The organism is Pseudofrankia saprophytica (assembly GCF_000235425.2).
Classification (GTDB): Bacteria; Actinomycetota; Actinomycetes; order Frankiales; family Frankiaceae; genus Pseudofrankia; species Pseudofrankia saprophytica.
In genome coordinates, this window is sequence record NZ_KI912266.1 from 29,595 (window position 1) to 53,632 (window position 24,038).

Annotated in this window: 19 protein-coding genes; 4 read left to right on the forward strand and 15 right to left on the reverse strand. The window is 72.2% G+C overall.

Going from position 1 to position 24,038, the window contains the following annotated elements:
* Positions 1-288: 288 nt before the first annotated feature.
* The 8 genes from FRCN3DRAFT_RS0200110 to FRCN3DRAFT_RS0200145 all read right to left on the reverse strand — a co-directional run bounded on the left by FRCN3DRAFT_RS0200110 (position 289) and on the right by FRCN3DRAFT_RS0200145 (position 10,099).
* Entirely contained in the window at positions 289-1,443 is a 1,155-nt protein-coding gene (locus FRCN3DRAFT_RS0200110) for an ABC transporter substrate-binding protein (protein ID WP_007512964.1), read from the reverse strand.
* Between the two features lie 314 nt (positions 1,444-1,757).
* Positions 1,758-2,621: an ABC transporter permease gene (locus tag FRCN3DRAFT_RS0200115; RefSeq protein ID WP_007512962.1), complete on the reverse strand. Its 864-nt coding sequence runs from the start codon at positions 2,619-2,621 to the stop codon at positions 1,758-1,760.
* The gene (locus FRCN3DRAFT_RS0200120; protein WP_007512961.1) at positions 2,618-3,619 is read right to left on the reverse strand and encodes an ABC transporter ATP-binding protein; all 1,002 of its coding nucleotides are present in this window, start codon (positions 3,617-3,619) and stop codon (positions 2,618-2,620) included. The genes FRCN3DRAFT_RS0200115 and FRCN3DRAFT_RS0200120 overlap by 4 nt, the downstream gene beginning before the upstream one ends.
* Positions 3,616-4,665: an ABC transporter permease gene (locus FRCN3DRAFT_RS0200125; RefSeq protein ID WP_027140102.1), complete on the reverse strand. Its 1,050-nt coding sequence runs from the start codon at positions 4,663-4,665 to the stop codon at positions 3,616-3,618. Before FRCN3DRAFT_RS0200125 ends, FRCN3DRAFT_RS0200120 begins: the two co-directional genes overlap by 4 nt.
* Complete coding sequence (locus FRCN3DRAFT_RS0200130) at positions 4,662-5,750, reverse strand: TIGR03842 family LLM class F420-dependent oxidoreductase (protein WP_007512959.1); 1,089 nt, start codon at positions 5,748-5,750, stop codon at positions 4,662-4,664. The genes FRCN3DRAFT_RS0200125 and FRCN3DRAFT_RS0200130 overlap by 4 nt, the downstream gene beginning before the upstream one ends.
* 94 nt (positions 5,751-5,844) lie before the next feature.
* Entirely contained in the window at positions 5,845-7,335 is a 1,491-nt protein-coding gene (locus FRCN3DRAFT_RS0200135; RefSeq protein ID WP_007512958.1) for a CoA-acylating methylmalonate-semialdehyde dehydrogenase, read from the reverse strand.
* 96 nt (positions 7,336-7,431) lie between these two features.
* The gene (gene hydA / locus FRCN3DRAFT_RS0200140) at positions 7,432-8,844 is read right to left on the reverse strand and encodes a dihydropyrimidinase (RefSeq protein WP_007512957.1); all 1,413 of its coding nucleotides are present in this window, start codon (positions 8,842-8,844) and stop codon (positions 7,432-7,434) included.
* A gap of 415 nt (positions 8,845-9,259) precedes the next feature.
* Positions 9,260-10,099 carry a nitrilase-related carbon-nitrogen hydrolase gene (locus FRCN3DRAFT_RS0200145; RefSeq protein WP_007512956.1) on the reverse strand — a complete coding sequence of 280 codons (840 nt, stop codon included), beginning with the start codon at positions 10,097-10,099 and terminating at the stop codon, positions 9,260-9,262.
* A gap of 267 nt (positions 10,100-10,366) precedes the next feature.
* Between FRCN3DRAFT_RS0200145 and FRCN3DRAFT_RS0200150 the strand changes: the two genes are divergently transcribed.
* Both FRCN3DRAFT_RS0200150 and FRCN3DRAFT_RS0200155 read left to right on the forward strand, forming a co-directional pair.
* A complete protein-coding gene (locus FRCN3DRAFT_RS0200150; protein WP_007512955.1) occupies positions 10,367-11,707 on the forward strand; it encodes an aminotransferase-like domain-containing protein in 1,341 nt (446 codons plus the stop codon).
* A 94-nt stretch (positions 11,708-11,801) separates the two neighbouring features.
* Entirely contained in the window at positions 11,802-12,263 is a 462-nt protein-coding gene (locus tag FRCN3DRAFT_RS0200155; RefSeq protein ID WP_007512954.1) for a nitroreductase family deazaflavin-dependent oxidoreductase, read from the forward strand.
* A 109-nt stretch (positions 12,264-12,372) separates the two neighbouring features.
* Here the strand turns inward: FRCN3DRAFT_RS0200155 and FRCN3DRAFT_RS0200160 are convergent, their stop codons facing one another.
* The 4 genes from FRCN3DRAFT_RS0200160 to FRCN3DRAFT_RS50450 all read right to left on the reverse strand — a co-directional run bounded on the left by FRCN3DRAFT_RS0200160 (position 12,373) and on the right by FRCN3DRAFT_RS50450 (position 17,089).
* Positions 12,373-13,200, reverse strand: coding sequence for an alpha/beta fold hydrolase (locus FRCN3DRAFT_RS0200160; protein ID WP_007512947.1), 828 nt, complete (start codon positions 13,198-13,200; stop codon positions 12,373-12,375).
* Between the two features lie 108 nt (positions 13,201-13,308).
* The gene (locus tag FRCN3DRAFT_RS0200165; protein ID WP_007512946.1) at positions 13,309-14,802 is read right to left on the reverse strand and encodes an ATP-binding protein; all 1,494 of its coding nucleotides are present in this window, start codon (positions 14,800-14,802) and stop codon (positions 13,309-13,311) included.
* Positions 14,799-16,595: an NAD(P)/FAD-dependent oxidoreductase gene (locus FRCN3DRAFT_RS0200170; RefSeq protein ID WP_027140104.1), complete on the reverse strand. Its 1,797-nt coding sequence runs from the start codon at positions 16,593-16,595 to the stop codon at positions 14,799-14,801. The genes FRCN3DRAFT_RS0200165 and FRCN3DRAFT_RS0200170 overlap by 4 nt, the downstream gene beginning before the upstream one ends.
* 20 nt (positions 16,596-16,615) lie before the next feature.
* Positions 16,616-17,089, reverse strand: a complete 474-nt coding sequence (locus FRCN3DRAFT_RS50450; protein ID WP_007512944.1) for a DUF2218 domain-containing protein — start codon at positions 17,087-17,089, stop codon at positions 16,616-16,618.
* A 416-nt stretch (positions 17,090-17,505) separates the two neighbouring features.
* On the opposite strand from FRCN3DRAFT_RS50450, the gene FRCN3DRAFT_RS41905 reads away from it, so the two are divergent.
* A complete protein-coding gene (locus tag FRCN3DRAFT_RS41905; protein WP_007512943.1) occupies positions 17,506-18,573 on the forward strand; it encodes an aquaporin in 1,068 nt (355 codons plus the stop codon).
* Between the two features lie 123 nt (positions 18,574-18,696).
* Here the strand turns inward: FRCN3DRAFT_RS41905 and FRCN3DRAFT_RS0200185 are convergent, their stop codons facing one another.
* Positions 18,697-20,061, reverse strand: a complete 1,365-nt coding sequence (locus tag FRCN3DRAFT_RS0200185) for an AAA family ATPase (protein WP_007512942.1) — start codon at positions 20,059-20,061, stop codon at positions 18,697-18,699.
* Between the two features lie 105 nt (positions 20,062-20,166).
* Complete coding sequence (locus FRCN3DRAFT_RS0200190) at positions 20,167-21,030, reverse strand: helix-turn-helix domain-containing protein (protein ID WP_007512940.1); 864 nt, start codon at positions 21,028-21,030, stop codon at positions 20,167-20,169.
* 204 nt (positions 21,031-21,234) lie between these two features.
* Between FRCN3DRAFT_RS0200190 and recQ the strand changes: the two genes are divergently transcribed.
* A complete protein-coding gene (gene recQ / locus FRCN3DRAFT_RS0200195) occupies positions 21,235-23,160 on the forward strand; it encodes a DNA helicase RecQ (protein ID WP_007512935.1) in 1,926 nt (641 codons plus the stop codon).
* Between the two features lie 26 nt (positions 23,161-23,186).
* Here recQ and FRCN3DRAFT_RS41910 read toward each other — a convergent pair whose 3' ends face one another.
* On the reverse strand, positions 23,187-23,957 hold the full coding sequence (locus tag FRCN3DRAFT_RS41910; RefSeq protein WP_198535923.1) for an ABC transporter ATP-binding protein: 771 nt from the start codon (positions 23,955-23,957) through the stop codon (positions 23,187-23,189).
* Positions 23,958-24,038: the final 81 nt, after the last annotated feature.

Here is a 24,038-nt window from a genome sequence, read left to right on the forward strand (position 1 = left end):
GCCTCCGCGCGCCGCCGTCCGTGCCGCCACGCGCCGCCGTGCCGCCCGCGCCGTCCGCGCCGCCACGCGCCCCCGCGCGGCCGGCTCCCGACCGGCTGCTCCTCAGGAAACACCGAGGCGGTGCCTGGACGCGAGCAAACACCAGGCCGGCTCGCCCGCGGCGCGGGTGGGGTACGCGCCGCGGGACGAGCCGGTGGATCAGTTGGTTACTCGACCTAGTTGGCTGGTTACTCGACTCGGTCGGCTAGTCGATCTAGTTGGCTAGTCGATCTGGTTGGCTGCTCGGTCTCAGACGCCGCCGGCTTCCAGCGTGACGGTCGCCGGCTTGAAGCCGCTGCCGGTGACGTCGACGCCCTCGCCCTTAAGGTCGGCGAGTGCCTTGGTGACGTAGTCGTTCGTGTAGGCGAGTCCCTCGGGGTCGCCCTTCAGGACGGTGTCACCGTCGGCGTTCTTGGTGCCCTTGGCGATGGTGACGGTCTGGTCCCACTTCGCCTTGTCGATGAGGCCGATGCCGTTCGGCGACGGCCAGATCAGCTTGTTGATCTCGTTGACCTGCCAGAGCTGGTGGCTCTTGCCGAGCTTCGAGCCGGCGGCGACGACCAGGTCGCGGCAGTCCTCCGGGTTGTCGCGGCAGTAGATCCAGCCCTTGATCGACGCCTCGACGAACTTCGTCGACGTGTCCTGGTAGGCCTTGTCGCTCTGCAGTTTGTCGGTGTTCGCCCAGATGGCATCCTGCAGCATCGCGGTGCCGACGTCGTTCCAGTTCATGGTGTTGAAGTCACTCGGCTGGTAGAGCTTGCCGGTCGCCGGGTTCGTCGCCTCGAGTACCTGGGCGTACTCGTTGTAGCTCATCGCCTGGGCGGCGTCGATGTCGCCGGACAGCAGACCCTTCATGTCGAACTGCTGCTGGACCAGCGTGATGTCCTTGGACGGGTCGACATTGGCCTTGGTCATCCCGGCGAACAGCTCGTACTCGTTGCCGAAGCCCCAGTCGCCGACCTTCTTGCCCTTGAGATCGGCCGGGGTGGTGATGTTCTTGTCCTTGAAGCTGACCTGCAGCGTGCCGGACCGCTGGAAGATCTGCGCGATGTCGGTGATCGCCGCGCCCTGCTCGCGCGACGCCAGCGCCTTCGGCACCCAGGCGATCGCGAAGTCGGCCTTGCCCTGGGCGAGCACCGTCTGCGGGACGATGTCGGTGCCGCCCTCGAGAATGGTGACGTCGAGGCCGGCGTCCTTGAAGTAGCCCTTCTCCTTCGCCGCGATGTAGCCGGCGAACTGCGCCTGGGTGAACCACTGCAGCTGCAGCTTCACCGGCGTGAGCCCGGCGGCGCTGCTGCTGCCATCGCTCGGCGTGGTCGAATCGTCGTCACTCGAGCTACACGCCGCCAGTGCCAGCGTGACAGCGAGTGCCGCCGCCAGCCCTCCGGCCAAACGTCGTTTCATGTCCCCTCCACCTGCTTGGGCCGTCGCGGAACCGGGAACGACGCCCAGGCCCCTCTCGTCTGGTCGTCCGGACTCCGGAGTCCGTGATGTTCGTCAGCGGGCCGCACCGCCCGCGCCTCGCCTCGGATCCACCGGGCCACGCCGCCCGCCGACGAACCGGATGTCCACGGGCCGCGCCGCCCGCCTGGCGGCCCGGTTCGCCGCTCACCTGCCGCCTACGTATTGGTAAGGCCTCAGTACTGGTTAGCCTCAGTACTGGTTGGCCTATGTGTTGGTTGGCCTACCTACTTTGGTTGGCCCGTGCGTTGGTTGGCTTACGTCCCGGCTGTCGACCCCGACCCGCGCCGCCACGGGGTGGCGAGCCATTCGAGCAGGCCGGCGATGAGGTAGACCGCGATCCCGAGCACGCACGCGGCGAGGACGAACGCCCACGCGCGCGGGTAGGCCGTGTTCGCCGCGGCCGAGGTGATCCGCGAGCCGAGCCCGTTCTGCCGCCCGCCGAAGTACTCGGCGACGACGGCGGCGATCACCGCCAGCGACGACGCCACCCGGAAGCCGGTGAAGATGTACGGGATCGCGCCCGGCAGCTGCACCGTGCGGGCGAACCGCCACCGGCCGACGGCGAGCGAGCGCATCAGCTCCCGCTGCACCTCGGGCACCTGCCGCAGCCCGCGCACCGTGTTCACGTACACCGGGAAGAAGACCACGATGGCGACGACGAGGCGCCGCGGCACCGACGACGTCGTCGAGAACATCGAGTTGAACAACGGCGCGAGCGCGATGATCGGGATGGCGTTCATCGCCGCCGCGATCGGCGCGAGCAGCCCGTCGACGATCCTCGAGCTGGCGGCGACGAGCGCGGCGACCAGGCCGGTCACCAGGCCGACGACCAGCCCGACCAGCGCGTTCGAGCCGGTCGCCCTGGACGTGTCGACGATGACGCGGAAGCTGTGCCGGAACTGCGCCCAGATCTCCGACGGCGCGGGCAGCAGGTACGGCTTGATGTCGTAGGCCTGGACGTAGGCCTCCCACAGCGCGACGACGACGACACCGACGACGATCGGCGGGAGGACGACGGCCAGCCGCGCCCGCGCCCGGACGCCGCCGGCGCCTCTGGTGCTGTTGGTGCTGTTGGCATTTCCGGCTGGTCGCGGGCCTGGGCCCGGCCCGCCCGTCACGAGTCGCCTCCGGCTCGCAGCGCCTCGCGCACGGCCGTGACGGCCTGGAAGAACGCCGCCTGCTCACGGACGTCCTCGGCCTCCGCGACGGCGTCCTCCAGTGCGGGCGCGCCTCCGCTCTCCCCCGGCGCGGGGACTCGGCCGGGAACGTCGATGTCGATGATCCGGGTGATCCGGCCGGGCCGGGGCGACATGACGGCGACCCGGTCGGAGAGGAACACCGCCTCGGGGATCGAGTGGGTGACCAGGATGACGGTCGTCGACGTCTCCAGGCGGATCCGGGCGAGCTCCGCCTGCATCCGCTCCCGGGTCATCTCGTCGAGGGCGCCGAACGGCTCGTCGAGCAGCAGCAGTGGCGGGCGCTCGGCCAGTGCCCGGGCGATCGCGACCCGCTGCTGCATGCCGCCGGAGAGCTGGGCCGGCCAGTGACCGGCGAAGTCGCCGAGGCCGACGAGTTCGAGCAGCTCACGAGCGCGTTCGCGGCGCTCCTTCTTCTTGACGCCGTGTACCTGCAGCGGCAGCTCGATGTTGCCGGCGACGGTGCGCCACTCGAGCAGCCCGGCCTGCTGGAACGCGATGCCGTAACGCTGGGACTGGCGGGCGGCCCGGGCCGACTCCCCGAAGACCCGTACCTCCCCGCGGGTCGCCTCGACCAGGTCGCCGATGAGGCGCAGCAGCGTCGACTTGCCGCAGCCGGACGGGCCGATCAGCGAGACGAACTCACCCGGCGCCACGGTCAGGTCGATGCCGGTGAGCGCGATGGTCGCCCCGCCGCCGGCGACGGGGAACACCTTGTCGACGCCGACGACCTCCACGGCCGGCGTCGACGCGGAGCCGCCTGCCGACTTCCCGAAGGGGGCCGGTTCCGTGGATGCGGCCGACGCGGCCGACGCGGCCGACGCGGCCGGTACCGCGGGCGCGTCCGGCGCGTCCGGCACGTCCGGCACGTTCGGCGCGGCGGCGCCGGCGGCCGGGGTCTGCGGCGGCGTCGAGGTCATGTGCGCACCTTCTGGGTCTTCTGCGTCTTCTGGGTCTTCGAGGTGCCCTGGCCCACGCCTGGGCCCACACCTGGCTGTGCGGGACGGCCCCGGCGCGTGCTCAGCGCCAGCTCGGCGAGTGAGATCAGCCCGGCGACGAGCAGGCCGGTGACGGCGGCGCCGAGCACCGCGTCGTAAAGCTTCGTCGCGTCGCTGGTGGCGGACTGCGAGTAGGCGATGATCAGGCGGCCGACCCCGCCGGCCGTGCCGGTGGAGATCTCCGCGACGATCGCGCCGATCACCGCCGAGGCTCCGGCGAGCCGCAGCGCCGGCAGCAGGAACGGGATGGCGGCGGGCAGCCGCAGCCGCAGCAGCGTCTGCCACCAGGAGGCGGCGTAGCTGCGCATGAGTTCGACGGCGTTCGCGCCCGGCGACTGCAGGCCGCGCAGCATGCCGACCGAGACCGGGAAGAACGCGAGGTAGGCGGCGATCAGCGAGACCGTCATCCAGCCTTGCCATTCGAGCGTGCCGAGCTTCAGCTTGCCGCTCCAGCCGGCGACGAGCGGCGCCAGCGCGATCAGCGGCACGGTCTGGCTGGCGATGATGTACGGCAGCAGGCCGCGCTCGACGATCTTTACCCGTGCCATCGCGACGGCGAGCAGCACCCCGACGACGACGCCGGCGACGAGGCCCACGAGCGCCACCCGCAGGGTGAACCAGATCCCCTTGAGCACCGCGACGCCGACCGTCTGGCTGTCGGCGGTGTTGACCTCCTTGTGCCCGAGCTGGGCGAGCACCGACCAGACGTGCGGCATCGAGGTGTCGTCGTTGCGGGGCAGCACCGGCACCCCGAACAGCCGGCCGCCGTGCGGCGAGCCGACCAGCTTGTAGAGCTCCCACACCGCGCAGACCAGCACCACGGCGGCTATGGCGAGCGCCACCCGCCGCAGCCGGTCCCCCCAGCCGCCGGCCGGCGCGGGTCCTGGCCCGGCGGCGGAACCGACGTCGTCGCCGCCAGCCGGGGCTGGCCGTTCGAACGCCGACTGGTCGACGGTGGTCACGGTCACGGCGCCTCGCCCGACGTGCTCTCACCCGACGTGCTCTCGGCCGGCTCCTTGGCGCGGACCGTCTCGGCGATCGCCGGTATCACCCGCTCGCCGTAGGCCTCCAGCGTCGCCATCTTGGCGTCGTGCTGGAGGTAGACCGCGAACTGGTCGACGCCGAGCGCGGCGAGCTCCGTCAGCCGGCGCACGTGCGCCTCGGCGGGGCCGAGCAGGCAGAACCGGTCGACGATCTCGTCCGGGACGAACGTGGTGTGGGTGTTCCCCGCCCGGCCGTGCTCGTTGTAGTCGTAGTCGGTGCGGCCCTTGATGTAGTCGGTCAGCGCGGCCGGGACGGCGGAACCGCCGCCCGGAGACCCGGCCCCGTAGCGGGCGACCAGGTCCGCGACGTGGTTGCCGACCATGCCGCCGAACCAGCGGCACTGGTCGCGCTGGTGGGCCATCGAGGCGTCGTCACCCGGGCCGACGTAGGCGGGGGCGGCCACGCAGATCTTCACCGACGCCGGGTCACGGCCGGCGGCCGCCGCCGCGGTACGCACGGCGTCGATCGTCCAGGCGGTGATGTCCGGGTCGGCGAGCTGCAGGATGAAGCCGTCGCCGACCTCGCCCGCCAGCGCCAGCGCCTTCGGGCCGTAGCCGGCGACCCAGATGTCGAGCCGGCTCTCCGTGCCCCAGGGGAAGCGCAGTCTGGTGCCGCCCACCTCGGCCTCGCGGCCGTTCGCGAGCTCGCGGACCACCCCGATGCAGTCGCGCAGGGTCGCGAGTGTGGTCGGCTTGCCGTTCAGGACGCGGACGGCGGAGTCGCCGCGGCCGATGCCGCAGATCGTCCGGTTGCCGTACATCTCGTTGAGGGTCGCGAACAGCGAGGCGGTGACCGTCCAGTCCCTGGTCGCCGGGTTCGTGACCATCGGGCCGACCACCACCTTGCGGGTGGCGGCCAGGATCTGGCTGTAGATGACGAACGGCTCCTCCCACAGGAGGTGGGAGTCGAACGTCCACACGTGCGAGAAGCCGAGCGTCTCGGCCTGGCGGGCCAGTTCCACCACCCGGGAGGCCGGCGGGTTCGTCTGCAGCACGACGCCGATATCCATGAGCTCGCCTCCCGATCGTTGCCTGAGTACGTCGCCCGCCCACGGCCGCCGCGCTGGTCGGGCGCGGCGGCCGGGACGGTTGGTGCTACCGGGCTTACCGCGTGCGCGGGAAGCCGAGCTCCACCGAGCTGGTCGCCGGATCCGGCCAACGGGTCGTGACGACCTTGGTCTTCGTGTAGAAGCGAATGCCGTCCGGGCCGTACATGTGCAGGTCACCGAACAGCGACGCCTTCCAGCCGCCGAAGCTGTAGTAGGCGACCGGCACCGGGATCGGCACGTTGACGCCGACCATGCCGGCCTGGACATCGAACGTGAAGCGGCGGGCGGCGCCGCCGTCCCGGGTGAAGATCGCCACGCCGTTGCCGTACGGGTTGTCCTCGACGAGCTTCACCGCCTCGGTGTAGGTCTCGCACCGGACGACCGCGAGCACCGGGCCGAAGATCTCGTCGGTGTAGACCTTGCTGGTCGGCGACACGTTGTCGACCAGGCTCGGGGCGAGGAAGAAGCCGGGGCCGGAGTACACCGGGTCCTCGCGACCGTCGACCACGAGGGTCGCGCCGTCGACCTTGGCCGTGTCCAGGTAGCCGGCGATCTTGTCGCGGGCCTCCCGGGTGATGACCGGGCCCATCTCGCTGTCCGGGTCGGCGCCCGGGCCGACCTTGATCTTGCGTACCCGCTCGGCGATCGCCTCGACCAGCGGGTCGGCCGCGTCGCCGACGGCGGCGACGACCGAGACCGCCATGCAGCGCTCGCCGGCCGACCCGTAGCCCGCCGAGACGGCCGCGTCGGCCGCCGCGGCGATGTCCGCGTCCGGCAGCACGATCATGTGGTTCTTCGCGCCGCCGAGCGCCTGCACCCGCTTGCCGGCCGCCGTACCCGTCTCGTAGACGTAACGCGCGATCGGCGTCGAACCGACGAAGCTGACGGCCTCGACGTCCGGGTGGGTGAGCAGGGTGTCGACGGCGAGCTTGTCGCCCTGCAGAACGGTGAACACGCCCTCGGGCACGCCGGCCTGGGCCAGCAGGTCGGCCAGCAGCAGCGAGGTCGACGGGTCGCGCTCGCTGGGCTTGAGGATGAACGCGTTGCCGCAGACCAGGGCGTTGGAGAGCATCCACAGCGGGACCATCGCCGGGAAGTTGAACGGCGTGATGCCCGCGACGACCCCCAGCGGCTGGCGGATCTCGTGGACGTCGACACCCGTCGACACCTGCTCGGAGAAGCCGCCGCGCAGCAGGCTCGGCGCGCCGCAGGCGAACTCGACGTTCTCCAGGCCACGGGCGAGCTCACCCAGGGCGTCGTCGACGGTCTTGCCGTGCTCGGCGGTGATGAGCTTCGCGAGCTCCGTGCGGTTCGTGTACAGCAGCTCGCGGAAGCGGAACATCACCTCCGCGCGCCGGCCGAGACCGGTCCGGCGCCAGGCGGGGAACGCCGCCCTCGCGCTCGCGACGGCCGCGTTGATCTCGTCCAGGTTGGCCAGGGCGACCTGCGCCGCCTGCTCGCCGGTCGCCGGGTTCCACACCGGCCCGAACCGGCCCGAGGTGCCCGCTACCGCCTTGCCGTCGATCCAGTGCCCGATTTCCCGCATCGCGTCCCTCTCCGGTCCATCCGTCTCGACCCGCCCAGCCTGCCACGCACGGGCCGTTGAACTGAGTGCTCACTTAGTATGGGTGAGCGGGCCGGGTCAACGCAGGTACTGGGTCAGGCCGCGGCGCAGGTACTGGCCGTGGCCGGCGCGGCCATGGAAGGCACCGCCCGCGACGACCGTGGTCCCCCGAGAGAACACGGTGTCGACCTTGCCGGCGATCTCGAAACCCTCCCAGGCCGAGTGGTCCAGGTTCATGTGGTGGGTCGCGACGCCGATCGTGGTCGTCGCGCTCGGGTCGTAGATGACGATGTCCGCGTCCGATCCCGGCGCGATCACGCCCTTCTTCGGGTAGAGGCCGAACATCCGGGCCGGCGTCGTCGAGCAGGTCTCCACCCAGCGCTCCAGCGACAGCCTGCCGGTGGCCACGCCCTGGTAGACGAGGTCCATCCGGTGCTCCACGGTGCCGATCCCGTTCGGGATCTTCGTGAAGTCGCCGCGGCCGAGCTCCTTCTGGTCCTTGAAGCAGAAGGGGCAGTGGTCGGTGGAGACGATCGCGAGGTCGTCGGTGCGCAGCCCGCGCCACAGGTCGTCGCGGTGCGGCTCGTCCCGCGGGCGCAGCGGCGGGGAGGCGACCCACTTGGCCCCCTCGAAGCCGGGGGCGCCGAGCTGGTCCTCCAGGGTCAGGTAGAGGTACTGCGGGCAGGTCTCCGCGAACACGTTGCGCCCGGCCGTCCGGGCGGCCGACACGTGCGCCAGCGCCTCGGATGCCGACAGGTGCACGAAGTACAGCGGGGTGTTGCCGGCGACCTGGGCGAGCACGGTCGCCCGGTGGGTGGCCTCGCCCTCCAGCGCCGACGGCCGGGTCAGGCCGTGGAACACGGGGTCGGTATCGCCGCGGGCGACGGCCTGGGCGGCCAGCACGTCGATCGCGATGCCGTTCTCCGCGTGCATCATGATCAGCGCGCCGTTGTCGGACGCCTTCTGCATCGCCCGCAGGATCTGGCCGTCGTCGCTGTAAAAGACACCCGGGTAGGCCATGAACAGCTTGAAGCTGGTGATCCCCTCGTGTTCGACGAGGTAGTCCATCGCCTTGAGCGCCTCGTCGTCGACCCCACCCATGATCATGTGGAAGCCGTAGTCGATCGCGCAGTTGCCGTCCGCCAGCGCGTGCCAGGCGGCGAGCCCGTCCTGCACGACCTCCCCGGTGCGCTGCACGGCGAAGTCGATGATCGTGGTGGTGCCGCCCCAGGCGGCGGCCTTCGTCCCCGATTCGAAGTCGTCCGAGGCGAACGTGCCGCCGAAGGGCAGCTTCATGTGCGTGTGGACGTCCACCCCGCCCGGGACGACGTACTTCCCGGTGGCGTCGACGACCTTGTCCGCGGCGACTCCGCTCGCCGTGGCGATGCCCGGGGCGTAGAGCGCGGCGATCGTCTCGCCGTCGACCAGCACGTCGGTCGGGCTGGCGCCGAGCGGTCCGACGACGGTCCCACCGGTGATCAGCGTCTTCATCGAGGCTCCTTTGCTGGTTCGCTCCGTCCGGGCGCCGCGCTCCGGCCCCTTGCTCGCTTCGCTCCCAAGGGACCTCCGCGCGGCGTCCTCCTCCGCTCACGTGCCTTCCGGCGACCTCCGCTGCGGCGCGCCCACCTCGCTTCGCTCGTGGGCACGCCTCCGCGGAGGCACGCCTCCGGGCCGCACGGTGGCGTTCCGCTGAACGTCACCAAACCGAAGCTGCATCTCCGCAGGGCCACTTCACGACCTCCGAAATCGGCTTCGCCGATTCCGCAGGGACCCCGTCGCTCGGGGCCGGGCCTCCGCAGAGGCGCGCCTCCGCGCCCAGCACGGTCACCTTGCGCGGGAGCGTCACCAAGCCGGGGTCCGGGCTGGCCTGGTGACATCGCTTCGCTCGGGGACGGGGAACGAGTTGTCAGGGGGCGGTGAGGTCGCCGTACTGGTCAGGGCGGCGGTCGCGGTAGAACGCCCACCGGTTGCGCACCTCGGTCAGCAGGTCCATGTCCAGGTCACGGACCATCAGCTCCGGCTCGTGCGAGTCGCCCGTCCCGTCGACGAACTTGCCCTCCGGGTCGACGAAGTAGGACGTGCCGTAGAAGTCGTCGTCGCCGAGGTCCTCGACGCCGACCCGGTTGATCGCGCCGATGAAGTACTCGTTCGCGACGGCGGCCGCCGGCTGCTCCAGCTTCCACAGGTAGTTCGACAGGCCTCGCGAGGTCGCCGACGGGTTGAACACCAGCTCGGCGCCGTTCAGCCCGAGCGCCCGCCAGCCCTCCGGGAAGTGCCGGTCGTAGCAGATGTAGACGCCGACCCGGCCGACCGCGGTGTCGAACACCGGGTAGCCCAGGTTTCCCGGCCGGAAGTAGAACTTCTCCCAGAAGCCCTGCACGTGCGGAATGTGGGTCTTGCGGTACTTGCCGAGGTACTTCCCATCGGCGTCGATCACCGCGGCCGTGTTGTAGAGGACGCCCGGCTGCTCCTGCTCGTAGACCGGCAGCACCAGCACCATGCCGAGCTCGGCGGCCAGTGCCGCGAAGCGCTCGACGGTCGGGCCGGGCACCGACTCCGCGTACGCGTAGTACTCCGGGTCCTGCACCTGGCAGAAGTACGGGCCGTAGAACAGCTCCTGGAAGCACATGACCTTGGCGCCCTGCTCGGCCGCCGACCGGGCGTACTCCTCGTGCGCCTTGATCATGGATTCCTTGTCGCCCGTCCATTTCGCCTGGACGAGCGCCGCACGGATGACCCTGCTCATCGCCTTCGCTCTCCCTCCCGCACCGCGCCCCGCCGCCCGCCGGACGGTCGTCCCGGCGCCGCCACGACGGGCGCCGCGGCCCCGTCCGACAGGACCACCGAACTCGCCATCGCGCCAGTCCACCGACCACTGGGCGTTTGTGGTGCCCGCAGACTACTGTCACACTCTGGTCCGGACAATTCTCGCTTTGTTTCTTATTGTTACAGGCGCTGTTACCGGCAGGGGTCTGCTACCAGCAAGGGTCAGCTACCAGCAAGGGGCGACAGCATGATCGGCGCGATCACCTCGGCGATCGACGACCGCTCCGCGCGCGGCATCGCGGGCACCGTCAGCCGGCTGGTCATGTCGGGCACCCTGCCGGCCGGTACCCGGCTGCCCACCGTCCGCGAGCTCGCCACCGAGCTCGGCATCAGCCCCACCACGGTGAGCCAGGCCTGGCGCACCCTCGCCCGCGCCGGCGTCATCTCGCCGCGCGGCCGCGCGGGGACGTTCGTGCTGGCCGGCCCCCCGGCGAGCGCCGACCCGCGCCGTTACCGCCGGATCACCCGCAGCCCCGGCCGGCTCCCGCACGACTACTCCACCGGCACCCCGGACGTGGCGCTGCTGCCCGACCTCGCGCCGATGCTCGCCCGGGTGGCCAGCGGCGGCAACCTGACCGCCAGCTACCTGGACGACCCGGTGCTGCCCGCGCTCGAGAAGGCGCTGCGCGTCCGCTGGCCGTTCCCACCCGCCGCGCTGACCGTCGTCGACGGCGCGCTCGACGCGCTGGACCGGGTGACCGGCGTGCTGGTCGGCTTCGGCAGCCGGGTACTGGTCGAGAACCCGTGCTTCCCGCCGCTGCTCGACCTGCTGGAGGCCGTGGGCGCCGAGGTGGTGGCGCTGCCGCTCGACGAGGAGGGCATCCAGCCCGGCGCGCTGCGCGCGGCCCTGTCCGCGGCCGCCGGCGCCGAGCCGGTGGCGCTCTACCTGCAGCCGCGCGCGCACAACCCGGCCGGCGTGAGCATGACACCCCGGCGCGCCGAGGCGCTCGCGGCGCTGCTCGAGGGGCACGGGGTGACGGTCATCGAGGACGATCACATCGGCGACGTCGCCGCCGCGGCGCCCCTCAGCCTCGGAACCCACCTGCCCGAGGCGACCATCCACATCCGCAGCTTCTCCAAGAGCCACGGCCCCGACCTGCGGCTGGCCGCGGTCGGCGGGGTCGAGTCGGTCGTGAACGGCGTCGTCAGCCGCCGGATGCTCGGGCCCGGCTGGTCGAGCCGCCTGCTGCAGGCCGTGCTCGCCGAGCTCCTCGACGACGACGACACCGAACAGACGCTGGCCCACGCCCGCGAGGTCTACGCGAACCGCCGCGAGCGGATGACGGCCGCGCTCGCCGGCCGCGGCGTGCGCGCCCAGGCCGGCGACGGCATCAACCTGTGGATGGAGGTGGCGGACGAGCAGGTCGCGCTGGTGTCGCTCGCCTCCCGCGGCATCGGCGCCGCCCCCGGTACCCCCTTCGAGGCCGCTCCCCTCGGCGCCGCCCACCTGCGCGTCACCGTGGGCCTCATCCCCGACGACGACATCGACGCCGTGGCCACCCTGCTGGCCGAGGCCGCCCACGGCTGACGCCGAGCCGTCCTCACCGCGGCGCGAGGAGCCGTCCTCACCGCGGCGCGATGAGCCGTCGTCGCCCGGACGGCACCGGTGGAGGATGGGGACCATGAGCGAGTCGACGACACCGACGGACAGCCCGAACAAGTGGGTTGCCGATCACACCCGCACATATCTGGAAAGCGGTGGCGAGGAGGGGCACCTCTGGTACGGCCCGAACGGTGACCTCGCCGAGGGCGTGCCGACGCTGCTGCTGACGACGATCGGCCGGCGTTCCGGCCAGCCCCGGCGCACCGCGCTGATCTACGGGCAGGACGGCGACGACTACCTGGTCGTCGCGTCGAAGGGCGGAGCGCAGGAGCATCCGCTCTGGTACCGAAACCTGGTCGACAACCCCGAGGTCGAGCTGCAGGTGAAGGCGGACACGTTCAAGGCGACCGCCCGCACCGCGACGCCGCAGGAGAAGGCCCGCCTCTGGCCGACGATGGTCGAGGTCTGGCCGCCGTACGCCGACTACCAGACGCGCACCGACCGGGACATTCCGGTCGTCATCCTCACCCGCGCCTCCTGAACCGAGCGCGCGGCAGCGATCCCTGAGACGAGGCGGTAGAGGGCTTGGGGGTAGAGGGCTTGGGGCCGTGAACCGGGAATCATCCCGGCATCACGGCCCCAGCCACGCCTCACCCCTTGATGAAGGCGATCAGGTCCTCGGAGAACTCGGCGCTGTGGTCGCCGCACAGGCCGTGCGGCGCGCCCGGGTAGACCTTGAGCGTCGCGTCCTTGACGAGCTTCGCGGTCCGGTACGCCGAGGCGACGATCGGGACGATCTGGTCGTCGTCGCCGTGCGCGACCAGGGTCGGGACGTCGAACTTCGCCAGGTCGTCGGTGAAGTCGGTCTCGGAGAACTGCTTGACGCAGTCGTAGGCGGGCTTGAGACCCGCCTGCATGCTCATCAACCAGAACGCGTCGATGACGCCCTGGGACACGGCCGCGCCCGGCCGGTTGAAGCCGTAGAAGGGCGTGGCGAGGTCTCGGTAGAACTGGGACCGGTCCGCGAGCACGCCGGCCCGGATGCCGTCGAAGGCGTCGATGGGCAGGCCCTCCGGGTTGGCCTCGGTCTTCAGCATCAGCGGCGGGACGGCCCCGAGCAGGACCGCCTTCGCCACCCGGAAGGTCCCGTGCCGGCCGAGGTAGCGGGCGACCTCGCCACCGCCGGTGGAGTGGCCGACGTGGACGGCGTCGTGCAGGTCCAGCGTCGTCACCAGCTGCGCCAGGTCGTCGGCGTAGGTGTCCATGTCGTTGCCGGTCCAGGTCTGGGTGGACCGGCCGTGCCCGCGCCGGTCATGCGCGATCGCCCGGAACCCGGCGTCGGCGACGGCCTTCAGCTGGGAGTCCCAGGCGTCCGCGTTCAGCGGCCAGCCGTGGCTGAACACCACCGGCCGCGCCGAGGGCGCGCCCCAGTCCTTGTAGAAGATCTCGGCACCGTCGCTGGTCGTGATGAAGGGCATGATCTTCCTCCCGGAGATGGCGTGGAGATCGGCCGGGCAGGCGTCACCGGCGACGTCCAGGTATCTGCCCGCTCCGTCTCGGGCGGCAACCCCGCCCAGCCATCCCCCTCAGACCGGCGGGCCGAGCGGTGTCGGCTGGGCGCGCGGGAGGCTGACCTGGAAGCGGGTGTCGCCGGGCACGGAGCTGACGACGCGCAGATCGCCGTGGTGCTTGTTGACGACGATCCGCCAGGAGATGTCCAGCCCAAGACCGGTGCCCTCGCCGACGGGCTTGGTGGTGAAGAAGGGCTCGAAGATGCGGCCGACAACGTCGGCCGGGATGCCGGGGCCGGTGTCGCCGATCTCGACCGTGATGGACTCGTCGTCGCCCCAGGTACGCAGCGTCAGCGTGCCGGTGCCGCCCATCGCCGAGACGGCGTTGTCGATCAGGTTCGTCCAGACCTGGTTCAGCTCGGCGGCGTAGACCGCGATCGGCGCCAGGGTGCGGTCGAAGTCCTTCACGACCTGGATGCCGTCGCCGATCTTGCGCCCGAGCATGACCAGCGTGCTCTTGAGCAGGTCGTGGATGTCAACGGTCTGGAACGGGGCACGGTCGAGCTGGGAGTACTGCTTGGCCGCGCCCACGAGCGTGGACACCCGGGTCGTCGAGTCCTCGATCTCGTTCATGAGCAGCTCGGTCTCGACGGTGTAGCCCAGCCAGCGGACCGCGCTCGACAGGTGCTCGCCGCCCACCAGCTCGGCGACCTGGTCAAGCCAGCCGATGTCGAGGCCCGCCTGCACGAACACCGGCGCGACGTCCCAGCCGAAGTCGATGCTGTGCTCGTCGAACCAGTCGCCCAGCTCGTCCTCACGGTCACTCGCCTCCAGCGGCGAGAGCGTCGGCGCCTTGGCGACCCGTTCCGCCGCCTCCTCCTGCAGGCGGATGAGCGTGCTCAGCACCGCCTTGTCGTACAGGCCGTCGGCGATGAGGCTGAGCTTGTGCCGCATGCCGGCGACCCGCTCGCGCAGGCCCGCCGTCGCCCGTACGGCGGCGGCCGCCGGGTTGTTGAGCTCGTGCGTCAGGCCCGCCGACAGCGCGCCGAGGGCGAGCAGCCGTTCACGCTGCCCGACGGTCTCCTGGAGATTGCGCAGCCCGAAGAACAGGCCCTCCAGCAGGTGCACGGCCATCGGGAACCAGTCACGCATGAGGAACGAGAACTGGTCGGCGTCGAGCACGAAGAACCGCGCCGGCCGGACCGCCCGTAGCGACTGCGGGTAGGTCTGCGGGACCCGGTCGCCCAGGTACGCGTTCCAGGCACCGCCGTAGACGCCCCGGTGGTCGGTCCGGCTGATCTCGACGTCCACGCCCTGGACCCGCTTGATGACGGAGACCTCGCCCTCGAGCAGGATCACGAACAGCTCCGCCGGCTCGCCTTCGACGATCACCATTCCCGACTCGGCCTCGATGACCCGGCCCCGCTCGCACAGCCAGGCGAGTTGGTCGTCGGTGAGCTTCTCGAACAGGAACAGCGTCCGCAGCTCGTCAACGCTGCACGGCAGCCCGCCGACCGCAGGCGACGCGGTCTGGGCCGTGGCGCCCTGGGACGCCTGGTCCGCGCTCATGCGAGGTACCTGTGCACGAGCGCGATGGCCATCGCGCCCTCGCCGACCGCCGAGGCGACTCGTTTCACTGACTCCGACCGTGCGTCTCCGGCCACGAACACCCCCGGCAGGCTGGTTTCCAGGTGATATGGGTCCCGGTCGAGCGTCCAGCCGCGCGGGCGCCGCCCGTCGACGACCAGATCCGGACCGGTGATGACGAAGCCGTGCGCGTCGCGCTCGACGGTGCCATCGAGCCAGTCGGTACGCGGCTCGGCGCCGATGAAGACGAACAGCCGGCTGGCCGGGACCGTCTCGGTCGCGCCCGTCGAGCTGTCGCGAAGGGTGAGGGTGCCCAGATGCTCGTCACCCTCGCCTCCGATCACCTCCGTACAGGTCCGCACGGTGATGTTCGCGATCCTGGCGATCTGCTCGATCAGGTAGTGCGACATCGAGGCCTGCAGCGACCGGCCGCGCACCAGCATCGTCACCGACCGAGCGTGCCGGGCGAGGTAGACCGCCGCCTGGCCGGCCGAGTTGGCCGCGCCGACGACGTAGACGTCCTCGCCGGCGCAGCCGGCGGCCTCGGTGAGCGCGGAGCCGTAGAACACCCCGCGGCCGGTCAGCCGGTCGAGCCCGGACGCCGGCAGCTGGCGGTAGGCGACGCCGGTGGCCAGGACGACGGTGTGCGCGCCGAGCTCCCCGCCGTCGGCGAAGCGGACCATGCGGGTGTTGCCCGCCGTCCGCAGCCCGACGACCTCGCGGGCGGTGATCACCTCCGCCTGGAACTTGACGGCCTGGCGGCGCGCCCGGTCGGTGAGCTGCGCGCCGGACACACCGTCGGGGAAGCCCAGGTAGTTCTCGATCCGGGAGCTCTGCCCGGCCTGGCCGCCGGTGGCCGTGCGTTCGATGAGCACGGTCTTGAGGCCCTCGGACGCCGCGTACACCGCCGAGCCGAGGCCGGCCGGCCCGCCGCCGATGATGATGACGTCGTAGAAGTCCTCGCACGGGGTGGTGCTCAGCCCGACCTCGGCGGCGATCTGGGCGTCGGTCGGGTTGACGAGCGCGGTCCCACCCGGCGTCACGACCACCGGCAGCGCGACGGTGTGGCCGTTCGCCGCCGCACCGTTCGGGCTCCCGCCCCCGACCGCGGGCAGGTCGGTGTCCGCGAGGGCGGCGGTGTCCGCGGAGGCGTAGGTGTCGGCGGCCACGGGGATGGGGGTGTCCGCGGTGGCGGCGGCGAGCAGGCGGCGGCCCTCCGGCTCGTCCGCGAGATACCACCGGTAGGGCACCTGGTTGCGGGCGAGGAACTCGCGGACCTCGTACGACCGGGAGGACCACCGGTCGCCGACGACCCGGGTCTCCAGCACCGGCCGGCGCTCCGATCGGTTCCAGGCGTCCAGCAGCGCGTCGATGACCGGGTAGAGCTTCTCCTCCGGCGGGTTCCACGGCTTGAGCAGGTAGTAGTCGAGATCGACGACGTTGATGGCCTCGATGGCCGCGTTGGTGTCCGCGTAGGCGGTCAGCAGCACCCGCTTCGCGTCCGGGTACAGGTCCATCGCCTGCTCGAGGAACTGGATGCCGTCGAGCTGGGGCATCCGGTAGTCGGCGACCAGCACGGCGACGTGGCCGCCGCGCAGCTTCATCTCGCGCAGGGTGTCGAGTGCCTGCGGGCCCGACTCCGCCCGCACGATCCGGCACTGTTCGCCGTAGCGGCGGCGCAGGTCGCGGGCGACCGCGCGGGAGACGCTCGGGTCGTCGTCGACGGTCAGGATCGCCGGCCGGCTCGCGCCGGCCGGCGCCGGAGCGGTGGCCATGGCGGTGGTCACGGTCTCGGTCACGCTCGGTCCCCCTGGCGCAGGCGGCCAAGGCCGGTGGTCGCGGCCGAGCGGGCCCGGCCGAGGATCGCGTGCCCGGCGGCCACGGCGCGGGTTGCGGCCGAGTCCTCCGAGCCGGGTGCCCGGTGCCAGCGCACGGCGAGCTCGGCCCGGGTGCCGAACCGCTCCAGATGGCGCCCGACGACGTACTCGACCTCGCCCAGGGCGGGCTTGGTCGGCGCCTCGGCGGCCAGCGTGAGCACGTCGTCGCCGCTGGTCAGCAGGCAGCTGCCGCCGCCCGCGAGCACGAGCCGGGTGCCGCCGTTCTCGTTGCGCACCTCACAGCGGTGACCGAGGTGCGAGGCGAGCTGTTTGGCGTATCGGGCCGGCGTGGCGGTGGCGACGTCGGCGCGGGAGGTGAACTCGGCGCCGCTGGCGCCGCCGGTGGGCCCGGCGCCGGGGGCGTCATCGCTGAACACGGAACCAGAAGACATATATGGAGATCCTGAGGGGCCTGGAAGGTCGGGACTGCCTGGCACGCGCGGGATGCTGGTCACGGTCGACTCCATGCTCGGGCCGGCCGCCGGGGCAGGCGGCCGCGGGGGAACGCCCCGACCCACTGCTCCCGGACCGGCGGAAAACAACCCGGCACCTATGAGCATAGATATCCAACGGCCGGGCCACCCGGTCAAACGCGTCCCGCGGCCGGCCAGCCGAGCCGGAGGCTCGCCGCGCAATCAGCCCGACTGCTCCAGATGTCCGCCTGTCCGAGGCACCGATGTCCGCGGCCCGGGCCGGGCGACCAGCGGGAACGGGTTGTCCGCGCACGTCCGGGTACCTCGGCCAGGAATCCAAACCGGTAGCGCAGCGTCGCAATCCGGATACAGAAGGACGAGGGAGGCGAACCGATGTGAGCGCGATCGCGCGGACGGCCGCGAGAGCCACGACGGCCGGGCAGGCGAAACCGGACGAGGCCGCACGAACATGGTTAAGGCCCTGCGTCGCGGAGGGGATCGGCACGTTCTTCCTGGTGCTCGGCGGCGTCGGCACGGCCGTGCTCGCCGGCGGCTTCATGGGGGCGCTCGGGGTCGCGCTCGCCTTCGGCCTGACCCTGCTCGTACTGGTCTATGTGATCGGCCCGGTCTCCGGCTGCCATGTGAACCCGGCGGTGACGGTCGGCCTGTGCGCGGCACGCAAGATCACGCCCAAGCTCGCCGGCGCCTACATCGTCGCGCAGTGCCTGGGCGCGATCCTCGCCGCGGCGACGGTCTGGCTGATCGCCGACTCCGGGCCGTTCGGCTACTCAGCCGGGGCGCAGGGCCTCGGCGCGAACGGGTACGGCGTGCACTCGCCCAGCGGCTTCGGCCTCGGCGGGGCGTTCCTGGCGGAGCTGGTCCTCACCGGCCTGCTCGTGTTCACCGTGCTCGGCGCGACCCACGTCCAGGCCCCGGTCGGTTTCGCCGGCATCGCGATCGGCTTCGTGCTGACCGTCGGCAACCTGGTCGCGATCCCGATCGACAACGCGTCGATCAACCCGGCGCGCAGCCTGGGCCCGGCGGTGTTCGCCGGCGGGTGGGCACTCGGCCAGCTGTGGCTGTTCATCGTCGCGCCGCTCATCGGGGCGCTGCTCGCGGCGGCCATCCATCTGGCGTTGCGGCCTGGGCCGCGGGTCCGCACGTCGACGGCCTTCCGGGCGCTGCCGGAGGAGTCCGCGTACCGACTCGCGCAGGAGGCGGCGCGGCTCGAGGGTGTGCGGCTGTCGCTGGAGGACCTGATCCGGATACCGGTCGGCGGCCCGCACCGGCCGGACGCACGGCGCGAGCCGGTCGCGTCGACGGCGCGGGCGCGGTCGGACGGGGCTGCCTCAGACCTCTATCCGGACGACCAGCCCAGGGGCGACACGAGGATGTCCCGCGCGGACCGGCCCGGCACGGACCAATCCAGCGCCGACCGATCCGACCGATTCGGCGGGCGCTAGGGACGCGAGGCGAAGTACCAGCTCACGCGGCCGGGCCCCGATCCTGAGGCTCGGCCGCCGGGCTGGGGCTTGGCCACCGGGCCGAGGGCTTGGCCACCGGGCCGGAGGCGCGGGAGGAGGCGGTCAGGAGGCTCTGGGTTCCCGCTGGGAGGGTTCCTGCTGGGGACGCGGCCACGCCGGGTCCCGCAGGGGCCGCACCGGGGGGAAGTACTCGCGCCTGGCGGGGACGCTGACCAGCTCCCGCTCTGGATAGCGCACGGCGGTGAGCGCGCCGCCGAAGCAGCAGCCGGTGTCCAGGCACAGGGTGTTGTTCACCCATTCGTGCTCGTCCGCCGGGGTGTGACCGTAAAGCACCATCGCCCGGCCGCGGTAATCCTCCGCCCACGGTAACCGGACCGGCAACCCGTACTCGTCGCGTTCCCCGGTGGTGTCACCGAAGAGCGCGAACGCCAGCACCCGGCCGGAGTCGCGGCCGTGGTAGGCCTCCTTCAGCCCCGCGTGGGCGACGACCAGGGCGCCGCCGTCCAGCACCAGGTGCCCGGCGAGCCGGGCGCAGAAAGCGAACGCCTCGGCGAGGAACCCTTCCGGCTCCGCGACCAGCAGCTCCAGGGTACGGGCGAGGTTCCGGCCGACCTTCACCCGGCCGCCCGGACCGGCTCCCCGCAACGCCCTGACCAGCTTGTGCTCGTGGTTGCCCGCGACGGCGAGCGCGTCGCCGGTCGCGGCCATGCCCATCGCGAGGCGCAGCACGCCGGCCGGGTCCGGCCCACGGTCGATGAGGTCGCCGACGAAGACGACGCGCCGACCGGCCGGATGGCGCGCGCCGACCGGCCGGCCCGCCTCGTCCCGGTGCAGGACGTAGCCGAGCCGGTCGAGCAGCTCCTCGAGCTCCTCGCGGCAGCCGTGCACGTCGCCGATGACGTCGAACGGCCCGTGCTCGTCGCGCCGGTCGACCGCCGACCGCCGGGTGGCGACAGTGGCGGCGTCCACCTCGGCGGCCGAGCGCAGCACGTGGACGGCCGCGAACCCGTCGCCGGCGAGCGTGGGAACGCCTGCGCGCAGCTGGGCGTACTGGCGCCTGACCACCCCGGCGGCGACGGGCCGGCTGGCCCGCTCCCCCGCGCGGCGGACGCACAGCTGTTCGGGCAGGTCGAGCACGACCGCGACGGCCGGGACGTCGTACTCCGCCGCGAGCTCCAGCAACGGACGGCGCGCCGCCGGCTCGACGTTGGTGGCGTCCACGACGGTCAGCAGACCCCTGGCCAGCCGGTGCCGGATGACCAGGTGCGCCACCTCGAACGCGGCCTGGGTCGCCGACTGGTCACGCTCGTCGTCGGCGACCATCGCCCGGCAGGCGTCCGACGACACGACCTGGGCGGGCCGGAAGTGCCGGGCCGCGAAGGCCGACTTCCCGCTGCCGGCGATGCCGACCAGGACGACCAGGCACAGCGCCGGCACGTACAGCGGTTCGGGCAGCGGATCGGACACGTCCCTATTGTTCCCGAGCGCCGCGCGCCGATTCCGCCCGCTGGAATACCCGGCTGCCCGTTGGTGCCCGGCGCGGTCACGCCCTCGGGGGCCGGGCTGCCCGGATCACGCCGGCCCGGCGGAGCGCGACCTGGCGGCGAAGGCGGCGATCAGCTCTCGCGAGGCCTCCGGGGCCGCCGCCACCCGCTCGGCGCCGCCGAGGCCGGCGACGTAGATCTCCACCTCGGTGGGCTCCTCGATGAACCGCGGCATGCCGAGCCGCTCGGCATAGGCGACGGGCCCGAGGTCCTGGTCATCGAAGCCGAACACGGTGAAGGCGACGCCTTCGGCGCCGTGCGCCGGCGCCGTGAACGGGATGACCCGCACCGCCACGCCTGGCGTCTCGACGCGGCGAAGGATGTGGTCCCACTGCCCGGCCATCACCTCGGGGCCACCGATCACCCGGTGGAGCACAGCCTCGTCCAGGAGCACGGTCAGCAGGGGCGGCCGCTCACGGTCGAGCAGGCGCTGGCGGCGCAGGCGCAGCGCGACCCGGCGGTCCCACGCCTCGGCTCTCGCGCCCCTCACCGCGCCGAACAGCGCGCTGGCGTAGTCGGGGGTCTGCAACAGGCCGGGAACGACGGAGGTGCTGTGCACCCGGATGCTGGTGGCGCCGTCCTCCAGCCCGAAGAACGTGGCGGAGCCGGCCGGGAACAGGTCCATGTACTCCTGCCACCACTCTCGGCCGCGGGCCTGTCTGACCAGTTCCTCCAGATCCCGGCGCTCGGCCTCGTCGACCTCGACCAGACTCACGATCGCCGCCAGGTCCTGGATACGAATGCCGGAGATGCCGGTCTCCATCCGGCTGACCTTCGCCGCGGAGCACTCCAGCCCGCGGGCCAGCTCCTCGATCGTCAGCCCAGACCGTTGCCGGTACCGCCGGACGCCCTGCGCGAGCCGCCGACGGGCGACGACCACGTTCGTCGCCATGACGAAGCCTCCAACTCCCCCACCACAGCCTTTTCCTACCCCGTGGGCCGATCCAGGCACCGGCAGCGTACTTCGCACCGAAATTTGTAAGTTGCAATTTGACGCTCGGATCGCCGTGGCGAGGCCGGCGGCCGGAGCCCTCTGGTTGTCCACAGCCGGGACGGCGCGGGCGACCTTGTCGCAGCGGCCTCCTACAGTGGCCGGGTGACCTTGCCTGTGACCGAGACCCCGGGCGCCTCCGTCCAGGCGCCGAGCTCACCCCCGCCGGCCTCGGCGGCCGCCGCGAGTCCGGTGGGCGCGGCCCAGCAGGTGCTGCGGCGGGTGTTCGGCTACGAGTCGTTCCGCGACGGGCAGCAGGAGATCATCGAGCACGTCATCGACGGAGGCGACGCGCTCGTGCTGATGCCGACGGGCGGTGGGAAGAGTCTCTGCTACCAGATCCCCGCGCTCGTCCGGCCCGGCACCGGGGTCGTGGTCTCGCCGCTGATCGCGCTCATGCAGGACCAGGTCGACGCGCTGCGGGCGCTCGGCGCGCGGGCCGACTTCGTCAACTCCACCCAGGACCCCGACCAGCGCAGGACGGTGGAGGCGCTCTTCCTCGCCGGGGAGCTGGACCTGCTCTACCTGGCGCCCGAGCGCCTGCGGCTGCCGTCGACGATGGACCTGCTCGGCCGGGGCAAGATCGCACTGTTCGCGATCGACGAGGCTCACTGTGTCGCGCAGTGGGGCCACGACTTCCGGCCCGACTACCTGGCACTGTCGGCGCTGCGGGAACGCTGGCCGGACATCCCGCGGGTCGCGCTCACCGCGACGGCGACCCCGGCGACGCACCAGGAGATCACCGACCGGCTCGGCCTGGAGAACGCCCGGCACTTCGTCGCCGACTTCGACCGGCCGAACATCTCCTACCGGATCGTGCCGAAGAAGGAGCCGAAGCGGCAGCTGCTCGACCTGCTGCGCACGGAGCACGCCGGCGACGCGGGCATCGTCTACTGCCTGTCGCGGTCGTCCGTCGAGCAGACCGCCGACTTCCTCGTCACGAACGGAATCGCCGCGCTGCCGTACCACGCGGGCCTGGACTCGCGGGTCCGGGCGACGAACCAGTCGCGGTTCCTGCGCGAGGACGGCCTGGTCATGGTCGCCACCATCGCGTTCGGCATGGGCATCGACAAGCCGGACGTACGCTTCGTCGCCCACCTCGACCTGCCGAAGTCGCTCGAGGGCTACTACCAGGAGACCGGCCGCGCCGGCCGCGACGGCCTGCCATCCACCGCCTGGCTCGCCTACGGCCTGCAGGACGTCGTCCAGCTCCGCAAGATGATCGACTCGTCGGACGGCGACGTGGCGCACCGCCGCCGCCAGAGCGCCCACCTCGACGCGATGCTGGCGCTGTGCGAGGCGGTCGAGTGCCGCCGCGCCGGCCTGCTCGCCTACTTCGGGCAGGAACGCGCCGGCTCCTGCGGCAACTGCGACACCTGCCTGTCCCCGCCCGAGACCTGGGACGGGACGGTCGCCGCGCAGAAACTGCTCTCGACCGTGCTGCGCCTGGCCAGGGAGCGCCGGCAGAAGTTCGGCGCCGGCCAGGCCATCGACATCCTGCTCGGTCGCACCACCCCGAAGGTGACCCAGCACGAGCACCAGACGCTGACCGTCTTCGGGATCGGCACCGAGCTGAACGAGTCGCAGTGGCGCGGCGTCGTCCGCCAGCTGCTGGCACAGGGGCTGCTCACCGTCGAGGGCGAGCACGGCACCCTGGTGCTCACCGACGCGAGCGCCGAGGTGCTGCGCGGGGCGCGCAAGGTCCCGATGCGCCGCGACCCCGAACGCCCCGCCAGGACATCCGGCGGCTCCCGCGGCGGCGGGTCGGCCGAGGGCAAGGCCAAGCGCGCCGCCGCGGTCGTCGACCTGTCGGCCGAGGCCACCGCCGTCTTCGAGCGGCTACGCGCCTGGCGCGCCGCCAGCGCCAAGGAGCAGGGCGTGCCCGCCTACGTCATCTTCCACGACGCCACCCTGCGGGAGATCGCGAGCCGGTCTCCCGCCACCCTCACGGAGCTGGCCACCATCAACGGCGTGGGCGAGAACAAGCTCGCCAAGTACGGCCAGCAGGTCCTCGACACCCTCGCCGGCTGACCCCGGTCAGGCGCGCCTGACCGGGGTCAGGCGGCGGGAGTGGTGACCAGGACGGGGCGGTCGGCGAGGGTGACCCGGACGGAGGCTCCGGGGGCGAGGTCGCCGACCTCGAACGTGGCCAGGTCCGCGACGACCAGGCCGGCGTCGCTGGCCGTCATGCCGTCCGCGATCTCGGAGGCGCCGGTGCCGCCGACGACGGCGCGGGCGATGCCGGGAAGCTCCACCTGGACGCGGGTGACCGCGCCGCGGAACGAGCGCGCCACCACCGTCCCGGCCGCGCCTTCCGCGGCACCGGTGGCGGCCTTGACGACGACGGCCTCGGGTCGCACCAGCACGTCCACACTGGCGCCCAGGCCCCGCGCCGGCGCGCCGGCCTCGCCGACCTCCAGGACCGGGAGGCGCTGACCGATCACCTCGACCGTGCCGTCGGCACCGGCGGTGGCGAGCCGACCGGGCAGTCGGTTGACGGTGCCGACGAACTCGGCGACGAACGGCGTCCGCGGCCAGGCGTAGACGACCTCCGGCGCCGCGATCTGCTCGAGCTGACCGGAGCGCATCACGCCGACCCGGTCGGCCATCGACAGCGCCTCCTCCTGGTCATGCGTGACGAACAGCGTCGTGATCCCCAACCGGGTCTGCAGCGAGCGGATCTCGTCGCGCAGCTGCGCCCGGACCTGCGCGTCCAACGCGGACAGCGGCTCGTCGAGCAGCAGCACCCGCGGCTCGATCGCGAGCGCGCGGGCCAGCGCGATCCGCTGCTGCTGGCCGCCGGAGAGCTGGTGAGGAACTGTCGCCACCGCCACAGGCGGCGGCGAGCAGGCCGAGCACGACCGTCCCGGCCGCGACCAGCCGCACGGCGGACCGGTTTCCTACTAGTC

Excerpts from the sequence above, each read along its gene's own strand:
- FRCN3DRAFT_RS0200110 (WP_007512964.1), bottom strand. The coding sequence starts at position 1,443 with ATGAAACGACGTTTGGCCGGAGGGCTGGCGGCGGCACTCGCTGTCACG.
- FRCN3DRAFT_RS0200120 (WP_007512961.1), bottom strand. The coding sequence starts at position 3,619 with ATGACCTCGACGCCGCCGCAGACCCCGGCCGCCGGCGCCGCCGCGCCG.
- FRCN3DRAFT_RS0200130 (WP_007512959.1), bottom strand. The coding sequence starts at position 5,750 with ATGGATATCGGCGTCGTGCTGCAGACGAACCCGCCGGCCTCCCGGGTG.
- FRCN3DRAFT_RS0200135 (WP_007512958.1), bottom strand. The coding sequence starts at position 7,335 with ATGCGGGAAATCGGGCACTGGATCGACGGCAAGGCGGTAGCGGGCACC.
- hydA (WP_007512957.1), bottom strand. The coding sequence starts at position 8,844 with ATGAAGACGCTGATCACCGGTGGGACCGTCGTCGGACCGCTCGGCGCC.
- FRCN3DRAFT_RS0200145 (WP_007512956.1), bottom strand. The coding sequence starts at position 10,099 with ATGAGCAGGGTCATCCGTGCGGCGCTCGTCCAGGCGAAATGGACGGGC.
- FRCN3DRAFT_RS0200150 (WP_007512955.1), top strand. The coding sequence starts at position 10,367 with ATGATCGGCGCGATCACCTCGGCGATCGACGACCGCTCCGCGCGCGGC.
- FRCN3DRAFT_RS0200155 (WP_007512954.1), top strand. The coding sequence starts at position 11,802 with ATGAGCGAGTCGACGACACCGACGGACAGCCCGAACAAGTGGGTTGCC.
- FRCN3DRAFT_RS0200160 (WP_007512947.1), bottom strand. The coding sequence starts at position 13,200 with ATGCCCTTCATCACGACCAGCGACGGTGCCGAGATCTTCTACAAGGAC.
- FRCN3DRAFT_RS0200165 (WP_007512946.1), bottom strand. The coding sequence starts at position 14,802 with ATGAGCGCGGACCAGGCGTCCCAGGGCGCCACGGCCCAGACCGCGTCG.
- FRCN3DRAFT_RS0200170 (WP_027140104.1), bottom strand. The coding sequence starts at position 16,595 with ATGGCCACCGCTCCGGCGCCGGCCGGCGCGAGCCGGCCGGCGATCCTG.
- FRCN3DRAFT_RS50450 (WP_007512944.1), bottom strand. The coding sequence starts at position 17,089 with ATGTCTTCTGGTTCCGTGTTCAGCGATGACGCCCCCGGCGCCGGGCCC.
- FRCN3DRAFT_RS0200190 (WP_007512940.1), bottom strand. The coding sequence starts at position 21,030 with ATGGCGACGAACGTGGTCGTCGCCCGTCGGCGGCTCGCGCAGGGCGTC.